The following is a 9,765-nucleotide window of genomic DNA, read 5'->3' on the forward strand; positions in this document are numbered from 1 at the left end:
ATAAACAATTTGGCGAGTCAGAGGAATTGCGGGCAGGGGTATTGAAATATTTAAACTTTAACAATAGAAGTCTTCTTCAAAATGCAAAAGTGGATAGTATTTTTTTTGTAAAAGATGAATTGAAAATTACGAATTAGCGAGACGCACTATGGTTGTTGGAAGATTATGGCGGGATTCAGTAACATCAACCTCCCAATAATCTGGATAATAAAGCCGCAAGCACTCCACTTGCGGCTTCTTCAATATCACCCCCTCCCTGCCGGGTCCTGCCTGAACATCTTCACCAGCATCCCATACAACTCCGGGTGCTTCTCCGCCAGCAGATCCGGCCGCTCGAAAAAGTACTCCGATATCACCGCAAAAAATTCCGCTTCATTCATCGCACCATAAGGATTAATATCCGTATGCCCCTCCGATATCTGCTGAATGGTCTGGTGCACCAGCTTCATCCACGGAATACTATAGCTATGATCCAGTAATTTACTCGGGAAGCCATCTATAGAACCATCGGTTTTATCCAGCAGGTGTACAAATTCATGTATGGCGGTATTGTTTTTATCGGTTACATTGGAGAAGCCTTCCCGCAGGGCGGAGCGGGAAAGGATCATTTGTCCGTTCAGTGCGCCGGAGCCTACCATGCCGAGAATGTTACGGCGATTGCCTTCATATTGGTAGGTTTCGTCGAACGTATCGGGATAAAGAATAACGTTGGTGAGATTGAAGTATTCCCAGTCTTTGAACCCAAAAATGGGGATGATGCCGCTGGCGGCTACCAGCACGCGGTCCAGTGGTTCTACTTCGGTGCCTACGCCTTCTATGCTGGTGCGTTTAAGGAAGCGTTGTACCATGGCTTCAAAGCGTGTTTTGTCTGCAGGTTGCAGTTGCTGGTAGTAGCGTACGTGTTCTTCTAACAACGACTGGTACCCATCGGGTACGGCCGTTTTCTTCCCTTTCCGGCGACTGTACATATTCTGAAAGTACAGGAACAGGATAAGTCCTATCATTATCAATCCGAATAAAACCATGTCTGTAGTTATTTTCTGTATGCTTTAAACTCTGATCCTTTCTTCCATGCAGGAAGGGTATTTTCGTTGCTGAGGTGGTAGCCAACGTCGAACAGGAGGCGGATGTCTTCTACCATGCCGTCCAGGTTCCAGGTGTTGGCGTCAAATTCATCGGCAGGGGAGTGGTAACGCAAACGGTTATACGCTGCGGTTTGTTCTTTGCCCCATCCAGGTTCGTGTCCCAATGCATCGTTACCGGGCCCGATATATAATCCGGGTACGCCTTTCTTGGCAAAGTTGAAATGGTCGGAACGGAAAAACCATCCGCCTTCGGGGTTGGCTTCCGGCACGGTGATCCTGCCTTGCTTTTGAGCGGCGCGCCGGGCGTATTCATCAAGCTCCGATTGCCCGTATCCTATCACCGTGATATCACGGGTACGGCCAAACGTATTGAGTACATCCAGGTTAATGTCTGCCACGGTTTTCTCCATTGGGAATACCGGGTGCGCGGCATAGTATTCCGATCCCAGCAGCCCCTGTTCTTCCCCGGTAACGGAAAGGAACAGGATGGAACGGCGGGGCGCCTGCGGCAGTTTGGTAAAAGCGGTGGCTAGTTCCAGCAGCCCTGCGGTGCCGGTGGCATTGTCTACGGCGCCGTTATAAATGGAATCTCCTTTAACGGGCTCGCCTATACCAAAATGATCCCAATGGGCCGAATATACTATACATTCCTGCGGGCGTTTAGCGCCGGGTAGTACTGCCAGTACATTGTGCGAGGTAGATTTTTTTATGGTATTATTTATAACGAGAGATGTATTTAAATGGAGGTCACTGGGCTTGAAACCTTTTGTCCTGGACTGCTGCATAATATCTGGCGATACGCCGGCCAGCCGGAAGATCTTTTTTGCTGCATCCAGGGTAATCCAGCCCTCCATTGCGGTACGATGCATGTTGTTATTGGCGGTTTGCAGGTGCAGCTTGGAATTAGACCAGCCACTGCGTACTACCTTCCATGGATAACTGGCTGCTGCCGTTTCATGAATGATGATCACACCTGCGGCGCCTTGCCGCGATGCCTCTTCAAATTTATAGGTCCAGCGGCCGTAATAGGTCATGGTGCGGCCTTTGAACAGCGTGCTGTCTGCAAAGCCGGGGTCGTTGATCATCACAATTACTATTTTGCCTTTCACATCCAGTCCTTTGTAATCATTCCAGTTGTATTCAGGCGCAACAATACCGTATCCGGCAAACACCAGCTCACTTGTGGGAATGGTTACCTGCTCCTGAACGCGGCGGGTAGCTGCTACAAAATCCTCCAGGTACTGCAACGATAATTCGCCATTAGCGCCTTTTATCACCAGGTTGCCTGCGGGTTTGGAGCTGATAGACACCATCGGCACTTCCTGGAAGTAGCTGTTACCGTTACCGGGCTTCAGGCCCAGCTGCTTAAACTGCGCAGCAAGATATTGAATGGAGCTGTCTTCCCCACGGGTAAAGGGTTTGCGGCCCTCAAAGGCATCGGAGGCAAGCACACTGATGTGCCGGGCAAACCCCGCCGGGTTAATAGCTTTGATGGCTGTTGAATCCTGCGCTGTAAGCCGGGTAACCGGTAACAGCGCCACTATAGCCAGTATAATGGATGTTTTCAATGTTTTTATGATTTATTCAGGGCAAAAATTAGCGGACTTAAGCTAGAATACCAAAAAATAACATCTTTGATAGTGCGCGGATATTTTTTAAATATCGATGAAAGCCGCGTTTTTTCGGTTAAAATCTGCGTACTATTGATTAATTACAGCAGCATGCTATCGGGCCTCTGCGGCTATTTTTGCTAACATAAAAAAAGATAGGAAAAATGGCAGCAATTAACTGGCAAGGCGTATTTCCCGCACTGCTTACCCCTTTTACTGCGGATGATCATATTGATTATGAGATGTTCGACAAAAACCTGCAGGCACAAATTGATGCAGGCGTTAATGGTATTATCCTCGGCGGCTCGCTGGGAGAAGCCAGCAGTTTACAGAACGAGGAAAAGTATGCACTCGTAAGGCATGCAGTAGCTTTCCTGGCCGGTAAAGTACCGGTAGTGATGAATATTGCAGAACAAACCACGTCGGCGGCTATTGCCTGTGCAAAGGCTGCCGAGAAAGCCGGTGCAGCAGGACTCATGCTGTTGCCTCCCATGCGTTACAAGGCGGACGACCGCGAAACGGTCACTTACTTTCTCGCAGTTGCAGGCAGTACTTCTTTACCGGTGATGATCTATAATAACCCGGTGGACTATAAGATCCTGGTAACCCTGGATATGTTTGAAGAACTGGCGAAAGCACCTAATATCCAGGCGGTAAAGGAATCTACACGGGATACTACCAATGTAACCCGCATGGTCAACCGCTTTGGCAACCGTTTCAGTATCCTCTGCGGTGTGGATACACTGGCGCTGGAATGCCTGGTGCTGGGCGCCAATGGCTGGGTAGCCGGACTGGTAGACGCTTTCCCCCGGGAAACCGTAGCTATTTACCGCCTGGTAAAAGCAGGCCGTATTGCGGAAGCACTGGCTATTTACCGCTGGTTTATGCCACTGCTGGAACTGGATATTGATCCTAAACTGGTACAGTATATTAAACTGGCAGCTGCAGCTACAGGTATTGGCACCAGCCATGTACGCGCCCCCCGGCTGATCCCGGTAGGAGCCGACCTGGCCTACGCTGAAAACATAATTACAACGGCATTGGCTAACCGCCCCCAACTGCCGGATTATTTAAAACTTCCTGCATGATAACAGGCAAAAATATCATCGGCTACGAAACGGTTGCAACGGGAACAGATACACTTCGTGCATTCGATCCCGTTAGCAATGCCGTACTGCCGGAAATGTTCTCAACGGCAACAACAGCAGAAACAAACCAGGCGGTGGAAAAAGCTGCCGCCGCTTTTAATATATATCGTCATACTTCCCCTGAACAACGTGCGCTGTTCCTCGAAGCCATCGCCACAGAAATACTCGCCATCGGTGATCCGCTGCTGGAAAGGGCCGTGGCGGAATCAGGCCTGCCGCTGGCACGCATCACCGGGGAACGTATGCGCACGGCCAGCCAGCTTCGGCTGTTTGCAGCAGTGCTGAGGGAAGGTTCCTGGGTGGAAGCGGTGATAGATCCTGCACAGCCGGAACGTACGCCACTACCGCGGGCGGATATACGAAAAATGCTGGTGCCGCTTGGCCCGGTGCTCGTATTCCCTGCCAGTAATTTCCCCCTGGCATTTTCTACTGCCGGTGGCGATACCGCTTCGGCACTGGCAGCCGGAAGCCCGGTTATCGTGAAAGCCCATGAATCACACCTGGGTACCAATGAACTGGTGGCTGCAGCTATACAAAAAGCAGCACAGTCATGCGGTATGCCGGATGGCGTGTTTTCCAGTTTGAACGGTACCGGCACATTGCTGGGCCAGCAGCTGGTGAAACACCCCGGTATCAAAGCTATTGGCTTCACCGGCTCGTTTAAGGCAGGTACAGCTATCTTCGATGCAGTGACTCAACGGGCGGAACCTATCCCCGTATATGCGGAAATGGGCAGCATTAACCCGGTACTGCTGCTCCCCGGCAAACTGGCGGCAGCTGCGCAACAAACAGCGCAACAATATGCGCAATCCATCACACTGGGCGCAGGACAGTTCTGCACCAATCCCGGCCTGCTCATTGCTTTGGCCGGTGAGGCTACAGAACAATTCGCGGAAGCATTGCAAAAGGAAATGGCTTCCATTCAGGCAGGTACCATGCTTAACCCTGGTATCTGCTATCACTATCACGAAAACAGGGAACAACTGTCGCGCAGGAAAGGGGTACAAACACTGTTTGCAGGCCCGCGGGAGAAAGACGCTGTAAAAGGCGCTCCGGCACTCTACCGCGTGGCGGCACACGATTTTATAGCCAGCGATGAACTGCAGCAGGAAGTATTCGGACCTTCTTCACTACTGGTAGTGTGTAAAGATGACGCGGAACTATTAAACTTGTTATTACATTTACATGGTCAGCTAACGGGTACAGTAATGGCTACGGATGCCGACCTGCAAACATACGCCGCAGCAGTGGAAACCCTTTGCCAGAAAGCCGGCAGGGTGATCCTCAACAATGTGCCTACGGGCGTGGAACCCGGATACGCCATGCATCACGGCGGCCCGTTCCCCGCTACCACGGATATACGAAGTACATCTGTAGGCGCTTCTGCAATTGTACGTTTCGCAAGGCCGCTATGCTTCCAGGACTGGCCACAGCAGCTGCTCCCGGATGCACTGAAAAACGAAAACCCGTTGGGCATCTGGAGAAAAATAAATGGTCAGTTGACGAAAGACACCGTTAGTCGTTAAAATATTGAATGCTTATGTCCACCAATACTTTTTTTTGCATAGATGCGCATACCTGCGGCAACCCGGTTCGCCTGGTGGCCGGAGGCGGCCCGCCGCTGAAGGGAAACAACATGATGGAGAAACGCCTGCATTTTCTCCGGGAGTTCGACTGGATCCGCAAAGGACTCATGTTTGAACCCCGCGGCCATGACATGATGAGCGGCAGCATCCTGTACCCACCCTCCGATGAAGCGAACGATACAGGCGTATTATATATTGAAACCAGCGGCTGCCTGCCCATGTGCGGTCATGGTACCATTGGTACCGTGACCATCGCCATTGAACAGGGCCTGATCAATCCTAAAGTACCGGGGCAGTTACGGTTGGAAACCCCCGCAGGACTGGTACTGGTGAGTTATGTAAGAGAAGGCAAAAAAGTGAAGTCGGTAAAGCTCACCAATGTGAAATCTTTTCTCGCCGCAGAAAACCTGGAAGTAGAATGCCCTGATCTTGGGTTACTGAAGGTAGATGTGGCATACGGCGGTAACTTCTACGCAATTGTAGACCCGCAGGAAAATTTCAAGGGACTGGAACACCACACGGCGGATCAGCTGGTGTCGTGGAGCCGCGAACTACGGAAAAGACTAAACGAAAACTATTCCTTCGTACACCCGGAAAATGAGCATATCAAAGGATTGAGCCATATCCTGTGGACGGGCGCTACTATCAGCCCGGATGCCACTGCGCGTAATGCCGTGTTCTACGGCGATAAAGCCATCGACCGCTCACCCTGCGGTACCGGCACTTCCGCAAGAATGGCGCAATGGCATGCCAAAGGAAAACTGAAGAAAGGCGATCGCTTTATTCATGAAAGCATCATCGGTTCACAGTTCACAGGCACCATCGAAGAAGAAACCACCATTGGCGGTAAACCCGCCATTGTACCGGGTATAGAAGGCTGGGCAATGGTAACCGGCTACAACACTATTATACTGGACGACGAAGATCCATACGTACACGGATTCCAGGTGATCTAATTTATTCAAACATGAAAGCAATCGTCATCGGTGGTGGAATTATCGGCCTTTGTACCGCTTATTATCTGAACGAAAGCGGGTGGGAAGTAACCGTGCTCGATAAAGGAGATTTTAATAACAACTGCTCCTATGGTAACATGGGCATGATTGTGCCCAGTCACTTTGTACCACTGGCTGCGCCGGGAATCATATCCCAGGGCATCCGGTGGATGTTCAGCAGCAAAAGCCCGTTCTATGTGAAACCTTCGCTGAATAAACAACTGATCAGCTGGGGACTGAAATTTATGAAAAGCGCTACGGCAAAGCATGTAGAAGCTTCTGCAAAGCCGCTGCTGGATATTAACCTCTTCAGCCGCTCATTGTATACATCGCTGGCGCAGCAGCCTGGCTTCAACTTCGGACTGGAGCGAAAAGGCATCATCATGTACTATAAAACGGAAGCGGTGGCGGAAGAAGAAGCCCACCTCGCTGCACAAGCCAGTTCCATAGGGCTTGATGCAGCAGTGCTGGATAAAACCGCATTACAGGCGCTGGAGCCACAGGTTCAGCTGGATGTGCTGGGAGGGGTACATTACCGCTGCGACGGGCACCTTTATCCGAATGATCTTATGCAGCAACTGAAACAATACCTGCAACAAAAACAGGTACGGTTCCTGCCGGAACGGGAGGTAACAAAAATCAGGACCAACGGCAATAAGGTAACAGCGGTAATCACCGGGCAGGAAACGCATACGGCCGATGTATTTGTGTTGGCCGCCGGCTCCTGGAGCCCGGCTGTAGCACGTTTGGCAGGTATGCAGCTGCCCATGATGCCGGGTAAGGGCTATTCCGTTACACTGGATGCCCCTGCTGTAAACCTTCATGTTCCGGCTATCCTCTGCGAAGCGCGCGTGGCGTTAACACCCATGGGCAACCGCCTGCGCTATGGCGGTACCATGGAAGTGGCGCCGGTAAATGACCGGGTAAATATGAACCGCGTGGCAGGGATCGTAGATTCGGTAAACCGTTATTTCCCCAATCTCCCGGTAAAAATGCCCAATAAAAAAGAAGTATGGAGCGGTTGCCGCCCCTGCTCACCAGACGGCTTACCCTACATTGGTTATGCGCCTTCCTATACCAATTTGCTGATGGGCGCCGGTCATGCTATGATGGGCCTCAGCCTGGGACCCGCTACGGGCAAGCTGTTGGCCGAACTGGCGGATAACCGTAAAACAAGTATTGATATCGACGCATTTTCTCCCGCAAGATATCGTTAGCTAACAGTGAATAGCTATATTTGTTCCATGCAAACAGATATCGGTAAAAAAGCAGCTGGCGAAAAAGCAGCTGAATATATTAAGCCGGGTATGACCGTTGGTTTGGGTACCGGCAGTACAGCGTACTATGCTATTTTACGTATAGGCGAATTAGTTAGGGCGGGCCTTGAAATAAAGGCGGTAGCTACCTCCGCACAGTCGGAACAGCTGGCCATAGAACAGCAGATCCCCCTGGTTGATTTTGATAAAATAGAACAGATAGATATTGATATAGATGGGGCCGATGAAGCCGACACACAGCTGCAGCTGATCAAAGGCGGCGGCGGTGCCTTACTGCGCGAAAAGATCATTGCCGCAGCCTCCAAAGAAATGCTGGTGGTAATGGACGATAAGAAGCTGGTAAAACACCTGGGCAAGTTCCCTTTGCCGGTGGAAGTAACCACCTTCGGATGGGAGCTTACTTTCAAACTGCTGGTGGCACAGGGCGCCCATCCCGTTTTGCGCTTAAAGGATAACAACCGCTTTGTAACAGACAACGGCAACTATATCCTGGATTGCCATTATGAAAAGATCCACAATGCTGCAGCGCTGCATACACAGCTGAACAACACGCCCGGCGTAGTGGAAAACGGGTTGTTTCTTCACTACGCTACCCGGCTCATCATCGGTAATGCCGATGGTACCATCAGGGAAATTACGCATCCTTATCAAGCAAAGACGTCTTTTTAGTATCCCGCGAGGTAGCATATACCAGCAGGGAAATAAAGATACAAACGGTTACGTACCAGTAATACAATGGTTCGTAACCGATCTTTTTAAAGTACAAGGCAATAGGTTCTGCCGTTCCGCCAAAAAGGGCTACGGTGATAGCGTAAGGGAATCCAACACCCAGCGCACGCACTTCTGCAGGAAACAATTCTGCTTTTACCACGGCATTGATAGAAGTATAACCGCTTACAATCACCAGCGCCAGCAGAATAAGCCAGAAAGCGGTCCATTCTGAGGCCGCCTGGCTGATACCGGTAAGTATAGGAACGGTGAATAACGTACCGGCTATACCAAATCCTATTAATAGCGGCTTACGTCCATAGATGTCTGATACCCAGCCGAAAAGTGGCTGCAGCACAGCAAAAATGAGCATGAGGAAGAAGGTGAGGGTAGTGGCATGTTCTATTGTGAGATGTACAGTATTCACCAGGAACTTCTGCATATATGTGGTATACGTATAAAATGCCAGTGTACCGCCCATCGTTAACCCCACTACAGTGAGCACCGCCCTGGGATGCTTTTGGAACAGCAGTTTCAGGGAACCCTTGTCTTTTGTTGTTTTTATTTTTTCGAAAGAAGTAGATTCCTGCATATGCCGGCGCAGGTACAATGCAAAGAAAGCCAGGGCGGCCCCGATCACAAACGGGATCCGCCATCCCCACTCATGCAGCTGCTCCGGGGTAAGAAATATCTTTTGCAACAGCATCTGCACACCCAGCGCCACCAACTGCCCGCCAATCAGCGTTACATACTGGAAACTGGAGTAAAAGCCCCGCAGGTCTTTGGTAGCCACTTCACTGAGATAGGTAGCGGAAGTGCCGTATTCGCCGCCAACGCTGAGCCCCTGCAATAAACGGGCAATAAGCAGTAAAGCGGGCGCCACCAGGCCAATTCTGTTATAGGAAGGGGTGAATGCAATGAGCAACGATCCCAGCGACATCAGCAGCACCGACAGCGTCATGGAGGCTTTACGCCCCTGCTTATCGGCAATGCGGCCAAACATCCAGCCGCCAATGGGCCGCATGAGGAAACCCACCGCAAATATGGCCGCCGTATTCAGTAACTGGGCGGTATAACTGCCCTTCGGGAAAAAGACAGGCGCAAAATAGAGCGAAAACGTGGCGTAAATGTACCAATCGTACCATTCAACAAGATTCCCGGCCGATCCGGTTAATATGGCTCTTATCCGCCATGCGTCAGGATGTTTCATATATGACGCGAAAATATATTTTAATAATGGAATTAGGAGCCGGCAGGCCACAGCAGCGTAGAAAAACTTTAAAATAAATTAGGGTTGTATTCAATAAATCACCTATCTTCGTACCGCTTCTTAAAGATAATGTATTTCAATTCTGT

8 protein-coding genes are annotated in these 9,765 nt (G+C 50.5%); 5 read left to right on the top strand and 3 right to left on the bottom strand.

Annotated features, from left to right (window positions below):
- Nucleotides 1-245: 245 nt before the first annotated feature.
- Both VN105_RS21615 and VN105_RS21620 read right to left on the bottom strand, forming a co-directional pair.
- Nucleotides 246-1,004 carry a M90 family metallopeptidase gene (locus tag VN105_RS21615; protein WP_325644100.1) on the bottom strand — a complete coding sequence of 253 codons (759 nt, stop codon included), beginning with the start codon at nucleotides 1,002-1,004 and terminating at the stop codon, nucleotides 246-248.
- Nucleotides 1,005-1,033: 29 nt separating this feature from the next.
- Nucleotides 1,034-2,653, bottom strand: coding sequence for a M28 family metallopeptidase (locus VN105_RS21620; protein WP_325644102.1), 1,620 nt, complete (start codon nucleotides 2,651-2,653; stop codon nucleotides 1,034-1,036).
- A gap of 206 nt (nucleotides 2,654-2,859) precedes the next feature.
- Here VN105_RS21620 and VN105_RS21625 point away from each other — a divergent pair, with 206 nt between their 5' ends.
- Genes VN105_RS21625 through rpiA form a run of 5 tightly spaced genes read left to right on the top strand, consistent with a single transcriptional unit; the run spans nucleotide 2,860 to nucleotide 8,370 of the window.
- Entirely contained in the window at nucleotides 2,860-3,783 is a 924-nt protein-coding gene (locus VN105_RS21625) for a dihydrodipicolinate synthase family protein (RefSeq protein ID WP_325644104.1), read from the top strand.
- Nucleotides 3,780-5,369, top strand: coding sequence for an aldehyde dehydrogenase (NADP(+)) (locus VN105_RS21630; RefSeq protein WP_325644106.1), 1,590 nt, complete (start codon nucleotides 3,780-3,782; stop codon nucleotides 5,367-5,369). The genes VN105_RS21625 and VN105_RS21630 overlap by 4 nt, the downstream gene beginning before the upstream one ends.
- 14 nt (nucleotides 5,370-5,383) lie before the next feature.
- Nucleotides 5,384-6,385 (top strand): 4-hydroxyproline epimerase, encoded by a 1,002-nt coding sequence (locus VN105_RS21635; RefSeq protein ID WP_325644108.1) that lies wholly within the window; start codon nucleotides 5,384-5,386, stop codon nucleotides 6,383-6,385.
- An 11-nt stretch (nucleotides 6,386-6,396) separates the two neighbouring features.
- On the top strand, nucleotides 6,397-7,641 hold the full coding sequence (locus tag VN105_RS21640) for an NAD(P)/FAD-dependent oxidoreductase (protein ID WP_325644109.1): 1,245 nt from the start codon (nucleotides 6,397-6,399) through the stop codon (nucleotides 7,639-7,641).
- 27 nt (nucleotides 7,642-7,668) lie between these two features.
- Nucleotides 7,669-8,370: a ribose-5-phosphate isomerase RpiA gene (rpiA, locus tag VN105_RS21645; protein WP_325644111.1), complete on the top strand. Its 702-nt coding sequence runs from the start codon at nucleotides 7,669-7,671 to the stop codon at nucleotides 8,368-8,370.
- Here the strand turns inward: rpiA and VN105_RS21650 are convergent.
- Nucleotides 8,336-9,619: an MFS transporter gene (locus VN105_RS21650; protein ID WP_325644113.1), complete on the bottom strand. Its 1,284-nt coding sequence runs from the start codon at nucleotides 9,617-9,619 to the stop codon at nucleotides 8,336-8,338. The genes rpiA and VN105_RS21650 overlap by 35 nt on opposite strands.
- Nucleotides 9,620-9,765 lie beyond the last annotated feature (146 nt).

The sequence above is a fragment of the Chitinophaga sp. genome (genome assembly GCF_035564935.1).
Taxonomy (GTDB): Bacteria; Bacteroidota; Bacteroidia; order Chitinophagales; family Chitinophagaceae; genus Chitinophaga.

What these genes read in the sequence shown, in the direction of transcription:
- VN105_RS21650 (WP_325644113.1), bottom strand. Translation starts at nt 9,619, where the DNA reads ATGAAACATCCTGACGCATGGCGGATAAGAGCCATATTAACCGGATCG.
- rpiA (WP_325644111.1), top strand. Translation starts at nt 7,669, where the DNA reads ATGCAAACAGATATCGGTAAAAAAGCAGCTGGCGAAAAAGCAGCTGAA.
- VN105_RS21635 (WP_325644108.1), top strand. Translation starts at nt 5,384, where the DNA reads ATGTCCACCAATACTTTTTTTTGCATAGATGCGCATACCTGCGGCAAC.
- VN105_RS21630 (WP_325644106.1), top strand. Translation starts at nt 3,780, where the DNA reads ATGATAACAGGCAAAAATATCATCGGCTACGAAACGGTTGCAACGGGA.
- VN105_RS21640 (WP_325644109.1), top strand. Translation starts at nt 6,397, where the DNA reads ATGAAAGCAATCGTCATCGGTGGTGGAATTATCGGCCTTTGTACCGCT.
- VN105_RS21615 (WP_325644100.1), bottom strand. Translation starts at nt 1,004, where the DNA reads ATGATAGGACTTATCCTGTTCCTGTACTTTCAGAATATGTACAGTCGC.
- VN105_RS21625 (WP_325644104.1), top strand. Translation starts at nt 2,860, where the DNA reads ATGGCAGCAATTAACTGGCAAGGCGTATTTCCCGCACTGCTTACCCCT.